We start from the raw sequence: 21,096 nt of genomic DNA, 5'->3' as shown, positions 1-21,096 counted from the left end.
ATCAGGTGATTTCATCCAGCGTTTTGATAAATGCTGACGGATGCAGGCCCGTGATTCTTTTGAACTCAAGAGAAAAAGCACTGTGGGATGAATATCCTGTGATTTCAGAAAGATGGTTGATCTTATACTTTCTGTATTGTGGTTCGTTTTTCAACTGGTTGACAATGTAATTGATCCTCAGATGATTAATGTATTGGTTGAAATTGAATTTCTTGTGTTTTTTAATGACCGCTGAAAGGTATTTTGTGTTGATATTCAGAGTGTTTGCAAGATTATAACGTGAAATGTTCTTGTTATTAAACTCAAGACTTTCTTCAAAGGTTTTTAATCCATTCAAAATATTTTCCTCTACTTCAGGTGAAATTTTTATTTCTGTGGGAGTAGGGGTATTTTTATTTTGGATATCATCAGAAATTTCCTGAGGATCTTCTTCATAAACCACTGGAGAAATACCTTCTCTGTAAATTTTGGAAACAGCTTCTTTATGTTTTTTGCGGAGACGTATGCTGTTAAAAATAACAATCCCCAAAACAATGATCAGAGCCAGACAAGCTATAATAAGCCTTTTTGAAATGGAATGACTTTCATTGAGCTGCTGATCAAAGCATTCCTCTTTTTTGGATAATGTTTTGTTCACAGCCATTGCTTTGTTATAGGCGATGCTGTCTTTTAATTTAAGATTTTCAAGTTTATATTTCTCCGTATTGGGTTCGTCATGAAGCTGGGTGTAGGCTTCCTCAAGGTTTTTGGTGACTTCAATCTTTTTTTCGTTGAAACCATACTGATCTACAATAGCTAATGCTTTCTGGTAATAAAGCACAGCACTGTCCGGCTTATTCTGTTTTGAGAAAGAGAATCCGATATCATTCAGTATAGTAGACCGCAGATAATAATTGTTTTCTCTAACCAAAGAAAGGGCTTTTACAAAATAATATTTAGCCTCTTTAAATCTTTTTACTTCTGATAAGTTATACCCCATATTGGTATAAGCGGAGATCAGCAGTTCATTTCGCCGGGCTGCATTTTTAAGCTTCTGAAATTCCTGAATGGCACTTTTAGAGTAAAACTCTTTCTCTTTATACTGATTCTGATTAAGAAGGATCAAAAAAGAATTAAAGATCATTCCCTTCAGCTCATGTCCTTCCTCTGTATTATTGTTTTTTACCTCAGATAGGGCGTTGTGAAGGCTCTTGGAAGATTCTTTAAGCAGTCCGATCTTTGCATATTGGGTACCTTGCATCCTGTAAGCCAGAGCTTTCCCGATAGTATAATCGTTTTGGGTAGATATTTTAAGGGCTCTATCTGCAAAATCAAGACTTTTCTCAGCATCAGATTTTAAATAGCTGTTGAATGATTTCAAATAATAAGCTTTTGCAAGAAATTCAGGGAGATTTCTTTTCTGTGCTGAATCTATAATCCTATTCAGAACGATTTCCGAACTGTCCGGATTCTTGGATGAAAGAGTACGGGCATACTTGTACTGTCCCTCAAAATCAAATGACTGAGAGAATGCGGAAATCGAAATAATAAGGAAGAAAAAGAGAATAATTTTTTTCTTCATTGTGTTTTTGTGTTTTATTTTTTTGGTATTTCCAGTTACGGCTTTTACCTTCGGCTATCCACTCCAAAGATTGTTCCAATCTTTTATTTCTGGTAGCATCTGTTTTGGCTTCTATAACCCATGCAATATACTCTTTTCTGAAGGATGGTGAAGCCTTTTCAAAAATATCGAGAGCCTTTGGATGAGCATCTAAAGCTGACTGAAAATAACCAGGGATTTCCATTTCTGTTTTGGAGGGAGGAGCTTTCTTCATTGTAACTCCCATTTCCGTAAGCTCCATTGCTTCTTTAATGGCTTTTTTTAGCTGAGGTTTTGACGGAAGATCTTCAATCCTTGTTACTTTTCCTAAGCTGAACATTGAGCTTCTTTCAGCAGTTGTTTCTATTTCCTTTAATGTTTTCATCTCCTGATGCAGCCAGAATCCAAGACTGCAATACTGTTTGAAAGCCGTAATGGAACAAAGAATTTTTCCTTTATACATGAACGTAGGAAATTTCCATTTGATCGCTTCTTCCGCATCAGGGCAGACTTCGTGAATCGTTTCACGGAGGTAATTTAAGATAGGCCTTGCAAAATCCGGAGATTTTTCAATGTATTCATCAACTTTTATGCTGTGTTTATCCATAGTGTTTATTGGAATAATTGTACAATTTCATTCACAAAGAATTTCACCTGATCAGGTCTTCCTCTGTCATTTTTAGGGTTGTTGGAGTAGCTTCCGGTTTTTACAATAACGATATTGTGTTCAGGAACCATAATAATATACTGTCCCTTTAATCCCAGGAAATAATAATGTTTGATAGGGTTGTCATGGTTGATCCACAGTCCCATTCCATAAATGTTTTCAGACTTTTCAGTAGGAGTTCTCATTTGTTCAATGAAGTCAGCATTGAGAATCTGTTGATCCCCGGCTTTTCCATCATTCAGAAACAGCTGCCCCAGCTTAGCAAAATCTCTTGCATTGGAATGAATGCAGCAATACGTTTTTTCCATTCCATAATCATCCGTACTCCATTTAGCATTCTGTTCCATTCCCAAAGGAATCCAGAATTTTTTTGATAAATAGCTCGCTAATGGTTGATTCAGAGCCTTTCGTAAGGCAAAACCAAGAAGCTGTGTAGAACCGCTCTGGTATTCGAATCTTGTTCCCGGTTCTTCTTTAAATTTTCTTGAGAATACAGCTTTTACAAGGCTTTTTCCATAATAAGCTTTGGCATTGGGAAGAAACGGATTATTGTAATTTTCATCCCAGTCCAGCCCGGATTCCATTTGGGCAAGGTTTTTAAGAGTTACTTCATTTCCGAATGGCTTATCTTTAAATTCAGAATAAAAATCAGATAGCTTTTCATCAATAGCCGGAATAATACCTTCTTCCAAAGCTTTTCCCAACAGCATCACAGTCACTGCTTTTGCCATCGAAAAAGAATTGGTTTGTGAAAGCTGATTATAACCATTCCAATATTGCTCATGAAGAATTTTACCATTCCGTATTACAACAAAAGCTGCTGTCCTGGAGTGTTTTAAGTTTTCAACTAAATGTTTAGGTAAATCTTTTTTGTTATAATCCGGATCTTCTTCCCAGAGTTTAGGTTCTTCTGTGGCAATAGGATTGCTTGGGAAAAGATTTCCGTCATCAATATGTGCACTTGATTTTCCTTTAAGATAGGTTTTGGAAATACCATTAAATAAATAATCATATCCCAGAAGATAAGCCGCTGCCGCACCGGCTACAGCTCCGCCTATCATATACTTTAGTATTCTCATTTTTTCATAAATGGGTCTTTAACAAATTTAGAATAATTTGACTATAAAAATTAAAATGAATCATCAAATAAGTTATTTTTGTTCTTATTTGATGAAAACTATGACCAGAAAACTTATTGTATTGGGATGCTTCCTATTTTCAATCATGCAAACAGCCCAGATTTATAAACCGATAGATACCGCAGATTATATACAGAGAAAAGCATTTTTAAAGAATTTTGAAGGGAATAATGAAGCGACTGTAAAGAGGTTAAAATCTCAGTATTCCGGGAAAACGGGCTCTGAATTATCCAAAATCTATAAAGAATTCGGAACTGATTTTCAAAAGCAGGTGAAGAATAAGGATTTTATCTTTAAATCTGAATTTGAAATCAGCATACAGTCTGTGATCCAGCGTCTTAAAAAGAATAACCCTACAATCCCTCAGGACCTGAAAATTCTGATCGCAAAAGACAATACTCCCAATGCTTACTGCCTTGCTGACGGAACTTTTGTAATCAATATGGGGCTTTACAGCTGGCTCAATAATGAAGAGCAGATTGCAGCTGTGATTTCCCATGAATTGGGGCATAAAATAGAAGAACATTCCCTGAAGACCTTTTTAAAAATTATCCAACAGGATAAATTGGATAAAATTGTGGTTGAAAATATAAAATCAACCACTACAAGCCGCAGTCAGAGCCAGAATCAGAAAGCTTTCGATATCTTTAAAAATACAGTGTATAAAAAAGGTGTGGAAAAGAGGCAAAGCGAAATGCAGGCGGATTCTTTGGGATATGTTATTTTTAAAAACAGTGATTTTAAGAAAACAGAATTTGTAAATGCGCTTCAAAGACTGCAGGATTTTGATACTATTTCACCAAGAGAGCTGAAGATGGAAACGTATAAAAAGCTTTTTAACCTTCCAAAGCAGGCCTTTAATGAAAAATGGATGAAGAAGGAAGATTTTTCACTGTACAATTATAATTTTTACAAAGAAAAGCTGAACAAAGATTCCCTTGCATCACACCCGGAAGTGTCCAGAAGAATTGAAATGCTAAAAAAAACATTTACAGAACTTAAAAGCCCAATGGCTCCGGAAAAACCTTCGGATCTGTTTGTAACATTAAAGAAAACAGCAAGAATGGAAATTTTGCCCAACTATTTCCACTCGGAAGACTATGGACAGGGAATTTATGCAGCTATGCAGTTTCTGCAGGATGAAGAAGAAGAAAAATATTATAAAAGCTGGCTGGGAAGATGCTTTTCCAAAATATATGAAGCTAGAAAAAACTATAATCTGAACCGGTATCTGGATCGTATAGAACCCAAAAATCAGAGTGAAAGTTACCAGCAGTTTCTGAACTTTATGTGGAACTTAAGTCTGGATGAAATAAAAAATATTGCAGACTTTTACCAGACAAATGAAACTATAGCAAAAGCAAACTGATTTTAATAGGAACGGGCTTTAGCCAAAACTTAAAAAAGAAGAATCCTGATCTGCATCAGGATTCTTCTTTGTATTAGTAATTCAATTTCTCCAAACGGATCTTATTGAATTTTTCTTTCTCATTATACTCACGAAGCAGGATATAGCCTTCTTTTCCTACATATGGCGTGACTGCATAATTATCTTTCTCAGAAATAGGAATAATCTCCTGTTTGAATTTTCCATCAATAATGGTATTGATGAACAAATTCCATCTTTTCTGCTTTGTTACTTCATCTTTCTGATAGTCGCGGTAGAAAAATACTACGTCTTTTCCACCGTTGAGGTACTGCGAAAAGAGATAATCGCTGTTTACCCATTTTGATTTTTCTTTTTCAAAAACCTGTACATTTTTCACTTTGAAATCTTTATCTGTGTAGATGTAAACAAGGTCTGTTGTTTTGGGGGCATTATATTGTCCTGCAGGTTTATATTTTTCAGATAAGATTCCTACGCTTCCGTCATTCATAAAATACATATCCTTAGTCTGAAGCATATATCCGTTTTCCACCATGCCATTTTTATTCACTTTTGGAAGGAAGGCTGAGATATTCGGTTCATAATTGATTGTTTTGGTATCTGCAGTAAAGTTTTTTTTGTCTACCATCATTCTTGCAAATCCCACTGACTCAGAATCATCATAGTTTCTTCCCAGCAGAACCACTTTATCATCAAAATCTTTATCATTATCAATCTTTCTGTAATTGGAGTAGAAGGATTCAATATTGTCTATGGTATCATCAGATAACCCGGTTACCGGTTTGTTGGAAGTCTCTTTTCCGGTTTTCATATCAAGAACAAGAAGACTGAATGTTTTCTGTTTTTCATTCACTTTCTTCATGATGCAGTACATATAATTCTCATCTCTTTCCAGCACAGACAGGGTGGTGTAGATTTTCTTGCTTCCGTCAGTATTGTATTTATATCTCCAAACCTCCTTTTTGTTTTCATCGAACTTCATAAGGCTGTTGTTATTTTCATACTTTCCGTAATCTTTATACTCTACAGCAAAGTAACCACCTTCTTTCAGCTCCCCTACGGCAGAAACATAGTTGTATCCTTTATCTTTCTTTTCCTCACGATTTTCCTTACGCTGTTCTTTCCAGCTCTTCGGCTCGTTGATTTCTTTGAAAGTGCCGTTTTCCAGATAGTCATAATATATTTTTCTGGTAATAGAGTTTGTTTTAGGGTCAATCACCATAGAAACAGGAGTGAATACTTCTCTGCTTTTGACCAGAGAATAATCCATCATGGAAGGTTTTAAGATAATCTGTCCTTTAAAATCAACATATCCTAAATAAGATGCAGCAGTGATATCTCCTTCAAACTCTTTATTGGCAACAGGGTTGAGATTTTTGTCCAGGATTACATACTCAAACTTTTTGGTTTTATCACCGGATTTTCCGTAAGAATATAGAGAAACGTAACCGTAAAGGTTGTCTTTATCATCGAATAAAGCATTCATTCCCACATGATCCCCAGCGGCAAGTGTTGTCAGATCCTGGGTTTGGGAAAATGCAAATGTCTGGATGAGTCCAAACATGATCAGAGTTATTTTTTTCATGGTTAAAATTTGAGGGATAAATGTAATAAATTAACCCATATGTTGCGAAAAATAAAAAAGCCCCGATCTTGGGGCTTTTCAACTATATTTTAGAAAGTAAATTTCTGAAGTTCGTTTTCTCATCAATGATTCTTCTCAACTCTGAAACAGGAACTCTTTCCTGCTGCATCGTGTCTCTGTCTCTGATGGTTACCGTATGATCCGTAAGAGAGTCGTGATCAATAGTGATACAGTATGGAGTACCGATAGCATCCTGTCTTCTGTAACGTTTTCCAATTGCATCCTTCTCCTCGTAGAATAAGTTGAAGTCGTATTTCAGATCATTGAAGATTTTTTCTGCATACTCAGCCAGACCGTCTTTCTTCATCAATGGAAGAATAGCCGCTTTAATTGGCGCTAATGCCGGAGGTAAAGATAAAACCGTTCTTTCTGAACCGTCTTCTAATACTTCATCTTTTAAGCAGTGAGAGAATATAGAAAGGAATAATCTGTCTAAACCTACTGAAGTTTCCACTACATAAGGAACATAGTTTTCGTTTCTTTCTGGATCAAAGAACTGAAGCTTTCTTCCTGAGAATTCTTCATGCGCCTTTAAGTCGAAATCTGTTCTTGAGTGAATACCTTCCAGTTCTTTAAATCCGAATGGGAAGTTAAACTCAATATCAGCAGCAGCATTCGCGTAGTGAGCCAATTTCTCATGATCATGGAATCTGTAGTTATCATCTCCTAAACCTAAAGCTCTGTGCCAGTTCAGACGTTTTTGTTTCCACTGCTCATAGAATTCAAGTTCGGTTCCCGGAGCAACGAAGAACTGCATTTCCATCTGTTCAAATTCACGCATTCTGAAGATAAACTGTCTTGCAACAATCTCATTTCTAAATGCCTTACCAATCTGTGCAATACCGAAAGGAAGCTTATGACGTGAAGTTTTCTGTACATTCAGGAAGTTAACGAAGATTCCCTGAGCCGTTTCAGGTCTCAGATAAAGATCCATCGCACTGTCTGCAGAAGCCCCCAGTTTTGTTCCGAACATCAGGTTGAACTGTCTTACCTCTGTCCAGTTTTTAGAACCTGTATCAGGATCTGCAATCTCAAGCTCTTCAATCAAAGCTTTTACATCAGCAAGGTCTTCATTTTCCAGAGATTTTGCCAGTCTTGAAAGAATAGCCTCTCTTTTTGCTCTGTATTCCAGAATTTTTGGATTCGTAGCAACAAACTGATCCTTATCGAAAGCATCCCCGAATCTTTTTGCTGCTTTTTCGATTTCCTTGTTCTCTTTATCTTCAATTTTAGCACAATAGTCTTCCACCAAAACGTCTGCTCTGAAACGTTTCTTAGAATCTTTATTATCAATCAATGGATCATTGAAAGCGTCTACGTGGCCTGATGCCTTCCATGTTGTTGGGTGCATCAAAATTGCCGAATCAATACCCACAATATTCTCGTTAAGCTGTACCATAGCTTTCCACCAATATTGTTTGATATTATTTTTAAGTTCGGCCCCGTTCTGTCCATAATCATAAACAGCGGATAAACCATCATAGATCTCACTTGATGGGAAAATAAAACCATATTCTTTAGCGTGAGAAATCACTTTCTTGAAAACATCTTCTTGCTTTGCCATAATTTTTTTAAACGTCTGAAATGCAAAAATAGCAATTTGGATCCAAAATCATGAGATTCAATAAAAAAAGCATTCATAAACAGGCAAATATTTACAATTTAATTTTTAAGGAGCCGGGAACCCGCTCTCCGTTGCAATTCCTCGCTCGGCGGCTCTGCTTCGCGCAGCCGCCTCACTGCGGGATTTTCTCTTAGATCGGGGCTATTGATAAAGGAATGTCTAAACCTAACAGGTTTTCAAAACCTGTTAGGTTTACAAAGATAGCAGCATATAATATCAGTCGAAAATCTTTACTTTTGCCGGATGTTAGAAATTCTTTACCGTGACGAGCATCTTATTGCCATCAACAAACCCAGCGGATTACTGGTTCATAAATCATTCTATGCGGGAGAAGCCGATACTTATGCTATTCAGGAATTGAAGAAACAGATTGGGCAAAAAGTATATCCCGTACACCGTTTAGACCGAAAAACTTCAGGGGTTTTGCTGTTTACTTTAGATAAAGATACCCTTAGAATCATGAGCGAACAATTTGCATCACGCGAAGTGGAGAAGAAATATCTGGCAATTCTTCGTGGCTGGGCAAAAGAAGAAGAAACAATTGACTATGATTTGGTTAATGAAAATGAAGTTAAACAAAATGCAGTTACCTACTATCGCCGTTTGCAGACTTCGGAAATAGATTTACCTTTTTTAAAACATCAGACTTCGAGATATTGTTTAGTGGAAGCTATTCCTGAAACGGGCAGATTTCACCAGTTGAGAAAACATTTTAAACATATCCTGCATCCTATTTTAGGCTGCAGAAAACACGGTTGTAATAAACAAAATAAATTGTGGCTTCAAACATTTGAGATCAGCAAAATGACGCTTCATGCACATCAATTGATTTTTAATCATCCTATTTCTAACGAAAGAATTACCGTAAATGCTGCTATAGATGATGAATTTAAAAGAGTAGGAGATATTCTGAAATTGGATCTGAGTGCATACTCTTCATTAAAACTTTAAGATTTTAAATATAAATACCCTTGTCAAGGTTTTAAACCTTGACAAAGATGATGGAGGTATTTCTCTGTTTCTATTGCTTTAACGCAATGTTCGCAAAGTTTAATTAATGATTTTTATTTCCGATCGCAAAGACATTTCGTTCAGCAAGGCTGATAGCGCGTACTTCGCTTAGTGAAACGCCCTTGCGAACAAAATGTTTTCAGGATTGTCATATTTCTTTGCGATCGTAGCATTAAAAAATCTCACTGATTTTAGAAATTTACAGTTGTTGATTATCTTATAGATACTATATATCAGACATTTTGATAAAATATCATACATCAATCGAGCATTAATTTTAAAATGAGTAATTTTGTAAAACTTTTTTTCAATGTACAAATCGCTCATTCGTCCGATTCTTTTCAAATTTGATCCTGAAGATGTTCATCACTTTACATTTTCAATGCTTAAGAATTTTGGATTTATCACTAAATTATTTTTCCCAAAACCTGTTGAAGACAAACGTCTGGAAAGAGAAGTTTTCGGATTGAAATTTAAAAATCCTGTAGGACTGGCTGCCGGTTTCGATAAAAATGCAGTTTTGTTTAACGAATTGGGAGACTTAGGTTTCGGATTTGTAGAAATCGGGACGGTAACCCCAAGAGCTCAGGCTGGAAATCCCAGAAAAAGATTGTTCCGTTTGATAGAAGATGGCGGGATTATCAACAGAATGGGATTCAACAACGACGGTCTGGAAGCAGCTATTGAAAAACTGAAATCCAACAAAGGAAAAATAATCATCGGTGGAAACATCGGAAAAAATACAGATACAAGCCCGGAAAATTATACCCAGGATTATCTGGATTGTTTCGAAGGTCTTCATCCTCATGTAGATTACTTTGTACTGAATGTGAGCTGCCCGAATGTAGGAAGCCACGCCAAACTTGAAGATGTAGAATATCTGAGAGAGCTGATTACTGAAGTAAAGAAAATAAACCAATCAAAATCCGTACAGAAACCTATACTCCTGAAAATTGCACCGGATCTTAATAACAATCAATTAGATGAAATCATTGAACTGATTGCTGAAACAAAAATTGATGGTATTGTAGTTTCCAATACTTCAGTGAACAGAGAAGGTCTGAAAACCTCTCCGGAAGTTTTAGAACAGATCGGAAACGGAGGATTAAGCGGAAAACCAATCCGTGAAAGAAGTACAAAAATGATCAAATATCTTTCCGATAAAAGTAACAGAGCATTCCCGATCATTGGAGTAGGTGGAATACATTCTGCAAAAGATGCTATGGAGAAGCTAGATGCAGGAGCTACACTGGTTCAGCTGTATACAGGCTTTATTTATGAAGGTCCGGAACTGATCAACGAAATCAATCAGGAACTTCTGAAAAGAGCAAGCAGATTACCAAGATAAAAATACAAAGAGAGTTTACACAGCTCTCTTTTTTATTTTGATTTTACAATGGAAGCATTTTTCAGATCCACAGTAAATGTATACGCCGGAGAAGAGTAAGATTTACTTACTTTATATTGTATTGTTTCCTTGTCCTTTGATTTCGTTTTCTTAGTATCATAAATGTTTTCCCAGCAGCTTTCGGTCAGGAATTCTTCATAATTTTTATAATTCCAGTCTTTTGTAAAATAAAGAACTCTGTAACCTTTTTCACCATCACTGGCTCCACATTGTCCGCAGGCATTAAAATTTGAAGTCTGTTCAAAATAGAGCAGAACCCTGTTTCCATTTTCTCCTGAAGAATAGGAAACCAGTTCATTTCCTCCGGCTTTATTAATGAAATCAAATGTATTGATCTTTTTATTATTGGGTAGAAACAGATAATTATTGAGACGGTAGATCATTGCGTTACCGGTGAATAATTGTACAGGCATATTTTTTTTACCCTGATAAAAATGACCAAGAATAGGGTTATTTTTCATACTGATTTTTTCCAATATAATATACTCCTGGGGAGCTAGTTTTTGTACCGTTTCATTCGTTTTTTCTACTTTTTGGAGGGAAGTGATCTGCTCTTTTAGAATTCTGGAATTTTGTTTCTGCTTTGCCCCGAAATTATATAAAGACAAATCACCATAATAATCATATATTCCGGTGAGCGGAATTTTCTTTTTGTATTTATCATAATAATACCATCCGTCAACGTAATGCTGATACTGGTCACAATCTACCATTCCTGTGTAGTTGAGCTGCATGGTGATAGGTATTCCTCCAATCTCTCCGGTGAAAATCTGTGAAGAATCAGTTACTTTCTTTAATTCAACTTTTTGACTGAGAAAAAATGTGAGACTTAAAGAAAATAATAAAGTAAATATTTTTTTCATGGTTGGCTGTCTTAGTTTTTTAGAGGAAGAAATGGGCGATGGTGTAGATAATAAGCCCTACCAGACCGCCGACCAGTGTTCCGTTGACCCGGATAAACTGAAGATCTTTTCCTACTTCCAGCTCCAGTTTTTCACTGAGCTCTTTTCCCTGCCAGTTCCCAACGGTAGTACTGATGAGGCTCCCGAATTGATGGGTGTTTTTCAGGATATATTTATAAGCCGTCACCCGAACCCAATGGTCAATTTTGTTCTGAAGGTTTTCATCTGTCTTTAAGTTTTGTGCAAACTCATTCAGGTTTTTAGAAAGGTAATTTTTCAAAGCGGAATGTTCTTCCTGGAGTTCTTTCATCAATGTGTTTTTGATGGAAACCCAGATGTCATTGGAATATTCATCCAGTTTGTCATTTTTCAGAAGTCCGTTTTTGATGGTTTTAAATTCTTCATCCCATTTCGGATCTTCTTTCAGATCAACGGAGAATTCATGAATTTTCTGCGTAATCAATCCTCTTACTTCATGCTGAGGATCTTCTTCTATTTCTTTGAAAAAATCAGAAAGTCCGTCGGCAATTTTATCCGCAATTTTATTATCTACAAAAGATGGAATGAATGAATAACTGCCTTTCTTTACTCGTTCCTGGATCATTTCATCATTTTCAATAATATATTCCTTGATCTGTTTTGAAAGGTTGGTGATGATTCTCTGATGATCATTTTTTTCCAGAATATAACCTATCCCGTTTCCAACTACTTTATTAAGTTTAATATCATCCGTCATTTCAGACACCTTTTTGCTGATAAACTGGCTTACTGTGGAATCATCCAGTTTATTAAGAATATCAAGTACAATATCTGAAAGGTTTTTAATCAAAATTTCCTGACTCTTTTCTTTTGCCAGCCATTCTCCTACAAAATTGGAAACTTTCAGCTTCTGGATGTAAGGACGTATATTTTGAGGAGAAAGAAAATTACCCACTACAAAATTTCCAAGGTTGTCTCCCAGTCTTTGTTTACTGTTTTCAATAAGATTGGTATGGGGAATTGGAAGCCCGAGCGGATGACGGAATAATGCTGTTACAGCAAACCAGTCTGCAAGGGCACCTACCATCGCCGCTTCAGCAAAGGCCCGAACATAACCGATCCAATGAGAGCTGTTAGACTTCTGTAAAATAGTGGTAACAATGAAAATAACGGCCATCAGAACAAATAATCCTGTGGCAAATGCTTTATATTTTCTCAGTTGTTTTCTTTTTGCTTCGTCATTCATATTCTCAAATTTACTAAATTTGGTTATGAAACCGTTTAATCTTAATAAAAGCTTTTAAACCTCAAAACTTTTGCGGTTAAAGAATGAAATTTACGATGAAATTTTTAGTTTCAATCACCCTATTATTTTTTCTGCAGGCTTGTACGCAGAAATACGAATCTATTAAAACCTCCTCTATGGAAAATACAGAAGCAAAAAACAATCCATACTATTCCAGAACTGATACTGCAAAACTTAATATTTCCAATGATGAATGGAGAAAAATACTGGCTCCTGACTTGTATGCAATTGCCAGAGAAGCTGCAACAGAAAGAGCTTTTACCGGAAAATATAATGAATTTGATGAGATAGGAGAATATTATTGTGCGGTGTGCGGAAACCACTTGTTCCGCTCTACATCAAAATTTTCCAGCAGTTGCGGCTGGCCTAGTTTCTTTGAAGCTGATAAAGAAGGAGTCTATTATGTAAGAGATCAGTCTTATGGAATGGATCGTGTAGAGGTGCTTTGCAAAAGATGTGATTCCCATCTGGGACACGTTTTTGATGATGGTCCGAAACCTACAGGATTGAGATACTGTATGAATTCTGTAAGCCTGGAATTTGTAGCGGATACTCAAAAATAAGACTTTTAATTCACAGAATCAGGACGTTAAAGTTTCTTAAATAGCGTTAAACTTTTTAGAGTTATAACCCCTTGGTAATTATGTTTTTATAATTTTGCCCCACTAATTTGGATTTATACAGTATTGAATGAAAGGATTTTATAGCGTATTAGGCCTTGTTTACATGGTGACGACTTCATTCTACATTTCCCCAAGAGTAGCGGCGAAAAGTGAGAATGTAAAAACAACGAAAACTGAAAAAGTAGCTGAAACGAAATCTGAGAAGGGCGCAACTACCGTGTCTTCATCAGAAGCATTGTACCAATCTATTGCATTTGACCCGGAACATGAACTTAATTATGAAGTGTTCTCCAAAGCATTGACTGGCTATGAAAATTTAAAAAAAGCAGGATTGCTTACCCAAGACTCACATTTATTGACTATCTGCGATTTTTCTATGTCTTCCAACACAAAAAGACTTTGGATCATTGATCTGGAAGATAAAAAAGTTCTGTTCAACTCATTAGTGGCACACGGAAAAAATACCGGCGAAGAATTTGCGACGAATTTTTCAAACAAGGAAAGTTCGCTGCAGAGCAGTCTGGGATTTTATATCACGGATGCAACATATCAGGGTGATAACGGATATTCTCTGAAGTTATTGGGAATGGATAAGGGCTTTAATGATGCTGCATACAGAAGAGCAATTGTAATGCATGGTGCGGATTATGTAAGTGATGCATTTGCTTCGATGCACAAAAGAATTGGAAGAAGCTGGGGATGCCCTGCCGTCCCAAGAGAACTGACGCAGTCTATAATCAATACGATTAAAGGAAAAAACTGTCTGTTCATCTATTATCCTGATCAGAATTATCTTTCTTCTTCAGAATGGTTGAAAGCGTAAAGATTAAAAGAGCAGTCAGATTTGACTGCTCTTTTTCTTTTAAAATAAGTCTCCTGCAATTCGAAAATAAAAATTACATTTATATCAACCTTTTGCCTTAAAGTATAATAGAATGATGAATGGAAAAAATGAAAATCACAAAAATATAAGTGTAGCTCTGGAAACATCTATAGGATTCATTCCAGCCATAAGGCTGATTAATAATCCTGATGGCTCATGTACTTTTGAGAAAGGTAAAATGTCCACTCTTAAATATATAAATGCAAAGGGTTTCTGGATAAGTAATGAAACGGAAGAGTGGGAAAAAAATGACCATCCAGCACCCAGAAGGCAATATGTAATTACCATCAAAGGGAATATAAGATTTAAAGTAACAGATGGTACTACATTTATTATTAAACCAGGCATCATCCTTTTAGCTGAAGATCTTAAAGGTGCGGGACATAGCTGGGATATGGTGAAAGGTAAGAAATGGGAAAGACTTTATATCCCGATTTCGGAAAATGCAGATGATTTTTTTATTCCGGACGCTCAATAATTTTAAATATAAGGCTCTTTTCGTAGAGAATATATAATCCGTTATGTTTTGAAGCAGTCAGTTTTAGCTGCTTTTTTTCTTTTGAAGAAATTATTGTAAATATTCTTTAATAATAGTTCTGGCTTCCTCAATACTATTGCTGATTCGGGCAATTATTTTTCCATTTTCGTCGATGATAAAATGAAGAGGGTAGCTTGTAGCATTCACTTTCTTTTGGAAGTCTTTGTTTGTATCAAAGAAATTCATCCAATTTGCATTGTTTTTCTTTAAAATATTCCTGGCAACCTCCATTCTATTGGGTTTTTGCTCGTCTGTGATCGTGATGAAATTTACATTTTGATCTTTATATTCATAATACAGATTCACAATTTCAGGCATACCTTTTATGCAGGGAGCACAAGTGGTTGACCAATAGTCAATAAAGGTTAATTTATATTTCTTAAAGTCTTCCGAAGTTAATTTATTCTGCTTGTCAAAATAAATATCAGGTATTTTTTGTCCGATGGATGTAGATTGTTCTGCTTTTAAACGAGCTTCAACATCTTTGTATAATTTGTTTTGTTTAAATTTTGCTGAAAATAAATTTAAGTTTTTCAAATAAGCAGGATGATAATCCTCAAGGGTATAATCATTCACAATCTCCCATAATGCGATATACGAATTAGGGTTTTTCCTGATATATTCTCCTAAAAATTCCTGTTTCTTGTTCATGTTGATCAAACTATCACGCTGATGAGGAGTTTTTGATTTTATATAAAACTGTTCCAATGATGCTTGTAAAGTCTTATATTCTCTATTGGCCGGGGAATTTATATTAAGTTCTATATTGTTAATGTTTTGAGGTAAGTCAATTTTATATTTTCCTTTTTCTAAGAAAAATATTTTTGTATTATAAATGGGCTCACCTTTCTTTCCTATGTAGCCAAATGCTACGGGTTGAGGATATTCTATAAAACCATTGACAATATTTTTCTTTTGAATTTTAAAATAATAAATTGAATGAGCTATCTTGATTTTTTTACCAAAATCAGAAACATTATCATTCGTTTGTATTTTGAATGTATAAAGATCTCCAAATCCGTTTCTCGTCATTGGAGCACCCAACATGAGGCTGTCATTAATGTATGAATCTGACCTGAGATCAATTTCAAAATTATTCTGAGAATAAATACAATTTGAAATGAGAATTAATAATGCATAGAGAAGTTTCTTCATAAAATATTTTGTAATGAAGCTAACTTACAAAAAGTTTTATACATAAAAAATCCCTGTGCTTTAAAAACACAGGGATTACAATTTATTTTGATTTCAGGATTAGCTGAATTTCTTAAAAATTAATGTAGCATTATGTCCTCCAAACCCAAAAGCATTACTTAAAGCATAGGTAATCTCTTTTTCTTTTGCTTCTCCAAAAACAATATTGATATCCTGCGGAATATTCTCATCTATAGAATGAAGATTGATGGTTGGCGGAATAATTCTGTTTTGAATGGCTTTAATAGAAAGAATTGCTTCAACAGCTCCGGCAGCTCCCAACAGGTGGCCTGTCATGGATTTAGTTGCACTGATGTCAAGATTTTTACTTCCTTTAAACAATTTATTAATCCCATTCAGCTCAACAAGATCTCCAAGAGGAGTAGAGGTTGCGTGAGGATTAATATAATCAATATCATCTACATTGATCTCTGCTTCGTTAAGAGCAAGCTGCATTGCTTTGATTGCTCCAACACCGTCAGGATGAGGTGCTGTCATATGATAGGCATCTGCTGTCATTGCTGCACCTACCAATTCTGCGTAGATTTTTGCTCCTCTTGCTTTGGCGTGCTCATATTCTTCCAGAATTAGAGTTCCTGAACCTTCACCCATTACAAAACCATCTCTTTCTGCATCGTAAGGACGACTGGCTGTTGCAAAGTCGTCATTTCTTGTAGACATGGCTTTCATAATGGAAAAACCTCCTATTGAAGCCGGAGAAATAGCCGCTTCAGAACCGCCGCTCACAATTACTTTTGCTTTTCCAAGACGGATATAGTTGAAGGCATCCATCAATGCCGTATTTCCTGTTGCACACGCTGAAACCGTTGTGTAATTGATTCCCTGAAGACCATATTTCATGGAAATCATTCCCGAAGCCATATTGGCAATGAATTTCGGTACAAAAAAAGGATTGAATCTTGGCGTTCCGTCTCCAGCCGCGAAATTCATAACCTCACTTTCGAAAGTCCACATTCCACCTTGTCCTGTTCCCCAGATAACACCTATATCAAACGGATCCATATTTTCCAGTTCAAGCCCGGAATCTTTTAATGCCTCCGCAGTGGAGTACATTGCATATTGTGAAAATAAATCACTTCTTTTGATTTCGTTGTGTGTCAAATGAACCTTTGGATCAAAGTTTTTAACCTCACAAGCAAAATGTACTTTAAACTTTTCTGTGTCAAAATGGGTGATTTTGTTTGCTCCACTCACTCCATTGATACTGTTTTGCCAAAATTCTTCGACATTATTTCCCAAAGGCGTCACTGCGCCAAGACCTGTAATGACAACTCTCTTCATATTTAGTTATTGATTTTGAATAAATTAGAGGTTCCTCTTGCGATTAATCGTGTTTTGTCTGCATTCCATATCTCGCATTGTGCGTTTACGAATTGCTTACCTCTTTTAATGATTTTAGTTTCAGCTACAATATTATCATTTTCTTTTGCAGTTGAAAAATAATCAATGACATTATTTATAGTGGTAATGAAAGAATTTTCATTTAAAGAAAACATAGTGGCACCGATGACATCATCTATAATGGCTGCAGTAACTCCACCATGAAGATTTCCGATTGGGTTCAGCCATTCCGGTCTTATGGTATATTGAAATTCCAGTTGTCCTTCTTCTACGGAAAGAACAATAGGATTGAGCCATTTCATAAAAGGTGATGGTGACTGGTCAAATTCTTTTCCTATGAATTGTTGTAATTGTGCTAATCTATCCATATTTGAGCTTTTTACTTTTCTAAAATCATGGTTACTCCCTGTCCACGCGCAGCACAAATGGATATAAACCCTTTTCCGCTGCCTTTTTCATGAAGTAATTTGGCCAGTGTTGCAATAATTCTTCCTCCTGTTGCTGCGAATGGATGGGCTGCTGCAAGGCTTCCTCCTTTTACATTCAGTTTGCTTCTGTCTATTTTTCCGAGGGCTTTTTCCAATCCGAATTTTTGCGCAAGCTCATCATTTTCCCAGATTTTTATGGTGGCTAAAACCTGTGCAGCAAATGCTTCATGAATTTCATAATAATCGAAGTCTGATAAATTCATACCTGCTTTTTTCAGCATTCTCTCTGCGGCAAAAACTGGTGCCAGAAGTAAGTCCTGTTTATTTTCTACATATTCTATTCCTGCAAGTTCTGAAAAACTGATATATGCTAAAACGGGAAGGTTGTTGGCTTTTGCCCATTCTTCACTGGCCAACAAGACTGCTGAAGCTCCATCGGTAAATGGTGTTGAATTTCCTGCTGTCAAAGTTCCGTTCTGTTTATCAAAAGCAGGTTTTAACTGGGATAATTTTTCAAAACTACTGTCACGTCTCAGGTTATTATCTTTATCTAAGCCAAAGGCTGGAGTCATCATATCATCAAAAAATCCTTCATCATAAGCTTTTGCCATATTCTGATGACTTTTCAAAGCTAATTGATCCTGTTCCTCTCTTGATATCTTGTAATATTTTGCTGTAATTTCTGTATGTTCACCCATTACCAGACCTGTTTTAGGTTCCTGTCCTTTGTATGGAATAGGCATCCAGTCTTTCAGTCTTGGGCTTAGCAATTGTTTTAATTTTCCAAATGCCGATTTCTCTTTATTGGCCTTTAACAAGGCTTTTCTTAATCTTGGTGAAGATTCGAATGGGATGTTGCTCATTGCTTCCACTCCGCATGCAATACCACATTCTATCTGGCCTAACGCAATTTTATTTCCTATATAAATAGCTGCTTCAATGCCTGTGTCACATGCCTGCTGAAGATCACATGCAGGAGTTGCTGGATCAAGAGTCGTATTCATAACGGCTTCTCTAATGAGGTTACTTTCTGAAATATGCTTAATCACTGCACCGCCGGCAACTTCTCCGAGTCTTTTTCCCTTAAGGTGATAACGATCTATCAGCCCATTCAGAGAGGCGAGTAGTAGAGCCTGGTTTCCCTGCTCTGAATAAGCAGTATTCATTCTGGCAAAAGGAATTCTGTTGTATCCTACAATAGCCACTTTTTTTGTTTCCATATTGTATAATTTATGATGGAAGAATATTGAGTTCATGATCAATCATGTGGGTGATTTTATCTAATGCATGGTTTAGAAAGCTTTGATCACCCATTGTTTTTGAGAGCAGAATTCCGCCTTCAATGAGCATGATGAATAGGGATGCATATTGCTCAGCATTGATTTTTTTATCAATTTCACCATTATTTTGTCCTTCAGCAATTGCGCCTGAAATTTTAGTCATCCATTGTTCGAAGGACCTTTTAACCTGAGTTTTTAATGCAGGAAAAGAATCATCAGCTTCTGTTGCAGCATTCATTAATGGGCATCCGCCGTTGGAAAAGACAAACTTCCAGTTTTTCCGGTAAAAATCTACAAAAGCATGAAGCTTATCCAGGGATTTAGGATATTCATCACTAAAAGAGCGACTAAGGGTTTTGCCCAGTAATCCTGCGTTATATTTATAAACTTCAATTGCTACTTCATCTTTATTTTCAAAATTTCCATAAATACTGCCTTTCGTTAGTCCGGTTGCCTGTGTAATGTCGGACAGCGATGTGGAAATATAACCCTTCGTATTAAAAAGAGTTGCTGTTTTCTCGATGATATGCTGTTTTGTTTTTTCTGCCTTCGACATTATAAATGTTTAAATACTATGCAAATATACAAAAATATACCACTCGGTATATTTTATTTGAAAAGTTTAGATTGTAAAATAGTTTGATCTTTAATTTTTGGCTAAAGCCAATAGGTGGGTTTTTAAAATAGAAAAACGGGCCAAAGCCCGCTCCTGTTGATATAAATGCTTTGAATCTTAATTTTCTAAAGTAGCACTCAATGTAATTTCAAAGTTGAATGCTGCGCTTACAGGGCATCCTTCTTCAGCAATCTTCGCAAATTTCTGGAATTCTTCTTCTGAGATTCCCGGAACTTTAGCCGTTAAAGTCAGTTCAGATTTTGTAATCTTTCCGATGTTTGGGTCAAGAGTGATTACAGAAGTTGTTTTTAATTCTTCAGGGTTGTAGCCTGCCTGTGATAATTCTGCATCCAGTTTCATAGTAAAGCATCCTGCATGAGCTGCGGCCAATAATTCTTCAGGGTTTGTCCCTACACCATCCGCAAAACGACTGTTGAAAGAATATTGAGTCTGATTTAAAGTTGTACTTTGAGTAGTTAAGTGTCCTTTTCCTTCTTTGATGGTACCGTTCCAAACGGCTGTTGCGTTACGTCTCATAATGTTTGTTTTTGTATTTAGTATTGTTTGATTTTGATGTTACAAAGGTATGTCGGTGATGGGGTGTTTTCAATAGATAAAAAGACTTAAATATTGTACTTTTTTCCCGACGAATAATTTTTCTTGAAATTAGAAGGTGTACTTCCTGTTTTATGGGTGAAAAGCCGGTTGAAATAGGCCGGATCTTCATATCCGAGATTGTAGGCAATTTCTTTCACAGGTTTATCTGTATAAAAAAGTAGCCTTTTTGCTTCTAATAAAATTCTGTTGATGATAAATTGATTGGGAGAATCCAGGTTTAAGTTTTTAAATTTATGAGTTAAGGTTTTCGGAGCTATGTGAAGCAGTTCAGCATACTCTGCTACATTATGCTTTTCTCTGAAATGAATTTCCAGGTGTCTGCTGAAATCTCTGAAAATATCAAGTTCACTGCCTGGTATTCTGAGGGTGTCATTATCTAAATTTTGTTTTTTCCATTTTCGGGTAGCCCGGATGATGATCTGTTTTACATAGGTTCTGATCATTTCTTCCGCAGACGAATCTTTCCATTCAAGCTCATCTTTAATATTCTGAAACAGACCTTTTATAAGAGTCGTTTCGGAAGGGTCAAGCTCTACGAAAGGAATTTCAAATACATTATGAAAGAGAAGTCCATCGCAGGCTACTTCCTTATCATGAATCTGAATGCAGTAAAAATCACGGTTGTAGAAAAGAAGAATAGATTCATCTTTACCTTTTTGGATGCTTAGGTGTTGATTGGTCAGAAACAACAGTGAAGGTTTCTTGGTTTTATAATGATTAAAGTCTACCGTAAGCTCGTATCCTGAAGGAATGAAAAATACTTTGATATCAGTTCTGAAATGATTTCCATTGAAGTTCTCCAGGTTTTCTTCTGAAAATATTTCCAGTCCGAGTCTTTTATAGTGATCTTCAAAAATAAGCTGTTGCGGCATACTTTAACTTTAGTTTAAAGATACAAAAAAGCATG

The 21,096-nt window shown here is 36.0% G+C and carries 20 protein-coding genes; 6 read left to right on the top strand and 14 right to left on the bottom strand.

Annotated elements, in window-relative coordinates:
• Window position 1: 1 nt before the first annotated feature.
• Genes OL225_RS15765 through OL225_RS15755 form a run of 3 tightly spaced genes read right to left on the bottom strand, consistent with a single transcriptional unit; the run spans window position 2 to window position 3,325 of the window.
• Window positions 2-1,561: a helix-turn-helix domain-containing protein gene (locus OL225_RS15765; RefSeq protein WP_264518884.1), complete on the bottom strand. Its 1,560-nt coding sequence runs from the start codon at window positions 1,559-1,561 to the stop codon at window positions 2-4.
• Entirely contained in the window at window positions 1,494-2,186 is a 693-nt protein-coding gene (locus OL225_RS15760; protein ID WP_264518883.1) for a YdeI/OmpD-associated family protein, read from the bottom strand. The genes OL225_RS15765 and OL225_RS15760 overlap by 68 nt, the downstream gene beginning before the upstream one ends.
• Window positions 2,187-2,191: 5 nt before the next feature.
• Window positions 2,192-3,325, bottom strand: a complete 1,134-nt coding sequence (locus OL225_RS15755; RefSeq protein ID WP_264518882.1) for a serine hydrolase domain-containing protein — start codon at window positions 3,323-3,325, stop codon at window positions 2,192-2,194.
• 100 nt (window positions 3,326-3,425) lie between these two features.
• On the opposite strand from OL225_RS15755, the gene OL225_RS15750 reads away from it, so the two are divergent.
• Complete coding sequence (locus OL225_RS15750) at window positions 3,426-4,754, top strand: M48 family metalloprotease (protein WP_264518881.1); 1,329 nt, start codon at window positions 3,426-3,428, stop codon at window positions 4,752-4,754.
• Between the two features lie 73 nt (window positions 4,755-4,827).
• Here the strand turns inward: OL225_RS15750 and OL225_RS15745 are convergent, their stop codons facing one another.
• Together OL225_RS15745 and OL225_RS15740 are read right to left on the bottom strand one after the other, a co-directional pair.
• Entirely contained in the window at window positions 4,828-6,357 is a 1,530-nt protein-coding gene (locus OL225_RS15745) for a hypothetical protein (RefSeq protein ID WP_264518880.1), read from the bottom strand.
• Between the two features lie 82 nt (window positions 6,358-6,439).
• The gene (locus OL225_RS15740) at window positions 6,440-7,981 is read right to left on the bottom strand and encodes a glycine--tRNA ligase (protein ID WP_047376275.1); all 1,542 of its coding nucleotides are present in this window, start codon (window positions 7,979-7,981) and stop codon (window positions 6,440-6,442) included.
• Between the two features lie 303 nt (window positions 7,982-8,284).
• Here OL225_RS15740 and OL225_RS15735 point away from each other — a divergent pair, with 303 nt between their 5' ends.
• Together OL225_RS15735 and OL225_RS15730 are read left to right on the top strand one after the other, a co-directional pair.
• A complete protein-coding gene (locus OL225_RS15735) occupies window positions 8,285-8,992 on the top strand; it encodes a pseudouridine synthase (protein WP_264518879.1) in 708 nt (235 codons plus the stop codon).
• Between the two features lie 370 nt (window positions 8,993-9,362).
• The gene (locus OL225_RS15730) at window positions 9,363-10,400 is read left to right on the top strand and encodes a quinone-dependent dihydroorotate dehydrogenase (protein WP_264518878.1); all 1,038 of its coding nucleotides are present in this window, start codon (window positions 9,363-9,365) and stop codon (window positions 10,398-10,400) included.
• 32 nt (window positions 10,401-10,432) lie between these two features.
• Here OL225_RS15730 and OL225_RS15725 read toward each other — a convergent pair whose 3' ends face one another.
• Complete coding sequence (locus tag OL225_RS15725) at window positions 10,433-11,323, bottom strand: hypothetical protein (RefSeq protein WP_264518877.1); 891 nt, start codon at window positions 11,321-11,323, stop codon at window positions 10,433-10,435.
• 19 nt (window positions 11,324-11,342) lie between these two features.
• On the bottom strand, window positions 11,343-12,587 hold the full coding sequence (locus OL225_RS15720) for a DUF445 domain-containing protein (RefSeq protein ID WP_047376282.1): 1,245 nt from the start codon (window positions 12,585-12,587) through the stop codon (window positions 11,343-11,345).
• Window positions 12,588-12,670: 83 nt separating this feature from the next.
• Here OL225_RS15720 and msrB point away from each other — a divergent pair, with 83 nt between their 5' ends.
• From msrB to OL225_RS15705, 3 genes are all read left to right on the top strand, one after another.
• Window positions 12,671-13,210: a peptide-methionine (R)-S-oxide reductase MsrB gene (gene msrB, locus OL225_RS15715; protein WP_413541854.1), complete on the top strand. Its 540-nt coding sequence runs from the start codon at window positions 12,671-12,673 to the stop codon at window positions 13,208-13,210.
• Window positions 13,211-13,337: 127 nt separating this feature from the next.
• Complete coding sequence (locus OL225_RS15710; protein ID WP_047376285.1) at window positions 13,338-14,093, top strand: murein L,D-transpeptidase catalytic domain family protein; 756 nt, start codon at window positions 13,338-13,340, stop codon at window positions 14,091-14,093.
• A 112-nt stretch (window positions 14,094-14,205) separates the two neighbouring features.
• Complete coding sequence (locus OL225_RS15705; protein WP_264518875.1) at window positions 14,206-14,631, top strand: hypothetical protein; 426 nt, start codon at window positions 14,206-14,208, stop codon at window positions 14,629-14,631.
• Between the two features lie 90 nt (window positions 14,632-14,721).
• Here OL225_RS15705 and OL225_RS15700 read toward each other — a convergent pair whose 3' ends face one another.
• The 7 genes from OL225_RS15700 to OL225_RS15670 form a co-directional block, all read right to left on the bottom strand.
• Complete coding sequence (locus tag OL225_RS15700; protein WP_264518874.1) at window positions 14,722-15,846, bottom strand: TlpA family protein disulfide reductase; 1,125 nt, start codon at window positions 15,844-15,846, stop codon at window positions 14,722-14,724.
• Between the two features lie 99 nt (window positions 15,847-15,945).
• Window positions 15,946-17,187, bottom strand: a complete 1,242-nt coding sequence (gene fabF, locus OL225_RS15695; protein ID WP_264518873.1) for a beta-ketoacyl-ACP synthase II — start codon at window positions 17,185-17,187, stop codon at window positions 15,946-15,948.
• 2 nt (window positions 17,188-17,189) lie between these two features.
• Window positions 17,190-17,615: a PaaI family thioesterase gene (locus tag OL225_RS15690; RefSeq protein WP_264518872.1), complete on the bottom strand. Its 426-nt coding sequence runs from the start codon at window positions 17,613-17,615 to the stop codon at window positions 17,190-17,192.
• A gap of 11 nt (window positions 17,616-17,626) precedes the next feature.
• On the bottom strand, window positions 17,627-18,895 hold the full coding sequence (locus OL225_RS15685; protein WP_264518871.1) for an acetyl-CoA C-acetyltransferase: 1,269 nt from the start codon (window positions 18,893-18,895) through the stop codon (window positions 17,627-17,629).
• Window positions 18,896-18,905: 10 nt separating this feature from the next.
• Complete coding sequence (locus tag OL225_RS15680; protein WP_047376296.1) at window positions 18,906-19,511, bottom strand: TetR/AcrR family transcriptional regulator; 606 nt, start codon at window positions 19,509-19,511, stop codon at window positions 18,906-18,908.
• A 177-nt stretch (window positions 19,512-19,688) separates the two neighbouring features.
• Window positions 19,689-20,108 carry an OsmC family protein gene (locus OL225_RS15675; protein WP_047376298.1) on the bottom strand — a complete coding sequence of 140 codons (420 nt, stop codon included), beginning with the start codon at window positions 20,106-20,108 and terminating at the stop codon, window positions 19,689-19,691.
• 86 nt (window positions 20,109-20,194) lie between these two features.
• A complete protein-coding gene (locus tag OL225_RS15670) occupies window positions 20,195-21,061 on the bottom strand; it encodes a helix-turn-helix domain-containing protein (RefSeq protein ID WP_264518870.1) in 867 nt (288 codons plus the stop codon).
• Window positions 21,062-21,096: the final 35 nt, after the last annotated feature.

The sequence above is a fragment of the Chryseobacterium viscerum genome (assembly GCF_025949665.1).
Lineage (GTDB): Bacteria > Bacteroidota > Bacteroidia > Flavobacteriales > Weeksellaceae > Chryseobacterium > Chryseobacterium viscerum_A.
The sequence above is the reverse complement of the archived record's forward strand: the minus strand, read 5'-3'. Positions and strand labels throughout refer to the sequence as shown.

Excerpts from the sequence above, each read along its gene's own strand:
- OL225_RS15720 (WP_047376282.1), bottom strand. The coding sequence starts at position 12,587 with ATGAATGACGAAGCAAAAAGAAAACAACTGAGAAAATATAAAGCATTT.
- OL225_RS15745 (WP_264518880.1), bottom strand. The coding sequence starts at position 6,357 with ATGAAAAAAATAACTCTGATCATGTTTGGACTCATCCAGACATTTGCA.
- OL225_RS15675 (WP_047376298.1), bottom strand. The coding sequence starts at position 20,108 with ATGAGACGTAACGCAACAGCCGTTTGGAACGGTACCATCAAAGAAGGA.
- OL225_RS15700 (WP_264518874.1), bottom strand. The coding sequence starts at position 15,846 with ATGAAGAAACTTCTCTATGCATTATTAATTCTCATTTCAAATTGTATT.
- OL225_RS15690 (WP_264518872.1), bottom strand. The coding sequence starts at position 17,615 with ATGGATAGATTAGCACAATTACAACAATTCATAGGAAAAGAATTTGAC.
- OL225_RS15740 (WP_047376275.1), bottom strand. The coding sequence starts at position 7,981 with ATGGCAAAGCAAGAAGATGTTTTCAAGAAAGTGATTTCTCACGCTAAA.
- OL225_RS15685 (WP_264518871.1), bottom strand. The coding sequence starts at position 18,895 with ATGGAAACAAAAAAAGTGGCTATTGTAGGATACAACAGAATTCCTTTT.
- OL225_RS15760 (WP_264518883.1), bottom strand. The coding sequence starts at position 2,186 with ATGGATAAACACAGCATAAAAGTTGATGAATACATTGAAAAATCTCCG.
- OL225_RS15670 (WP_264518870.1), bottom strand. The coding sequence starts at position 21,061 with ATGCCGCAACAGCTTATTTTTGAAGATCACTATAAAAGACTCGGACTG.
- OL225_RS15680 (WP_047376296.1), bottom strand. The coding sequence starts at position 19,511 with ATGTCGAAGGCAGAAAAAACAAAACAGCATATCATCGAGAAAACAGCA.
- OL225_RS15725 (WP_264518877.1), bottom strand. The coding sequence starts at position 11,323 with ATGAAAAAAATATTTACTTTATTATTTTCTTTAAGTCTCACATTTTTT.
- OL225_RS15735 (WP_264518879.1), top strand. The coding sequence starts at position 8,285 with ATGTTAGAAATTCTTTACCGTGACGAGCATCTTATTGCCATCAACAAA.
- OL225_RS15705 (WP_264518875.1), top strand. The coding sequence starts at position 14,206 with ATGATGAATGGAAAAAATGAAAATCACAAAAATATAAGTGTAGCTCTG.
- OL225_RS15755 (WP_264518882.1), bottom strand. The coding sequence starts at position 3,325 with ATGAGAATACTAAAGTATATGATAGGCGGAGCTGTAGCCGGTGCGGCA.
- OL225_RS15765 (WP_264518884.1), bottom strand. The coding sequence starts at position 1,561 with ATGAAGAAAAAAATTATTCTCTTTTTCTTCCTTATTATTTCGATTTCC.
- OL225_RS15710 (WP_047376285.1), top strand. The coding sequence starts at position 13,338 with ATGAAAGGATTTTATAGCGTATTAGGCCTTGTTTACATGGTGACGACT.
- OL225_RS15750 (WP_264518881.1), top strand. The coding sequence starts at position 3,426 with ATGACCAGAAAACTTATTGTATTGGGATGCTTCCTATTTTCAATCATG.
- fabF (WP_264518873.1), bottom strand. The coding sequence starts at position 17,187 with ATGAAGAGAGTTGTCATTACAGGTCTTGGCGCAGTGACGCCTTTGGGA.
- msrB (WP_413541854.1), top strand. The coding sequence starts at position 12,671 with ATGAAATTTACGATGAAATTTTTAGTTTCAATCACCCTATTATTTTTT.
- OL225_RS15730 (WP_264518878.1), top strand. The coding sequence starts at position 9,363 with ATGTACAAATCGCTCATTCGTCCGATTCTTTTCAAATTTGATCCTGAA.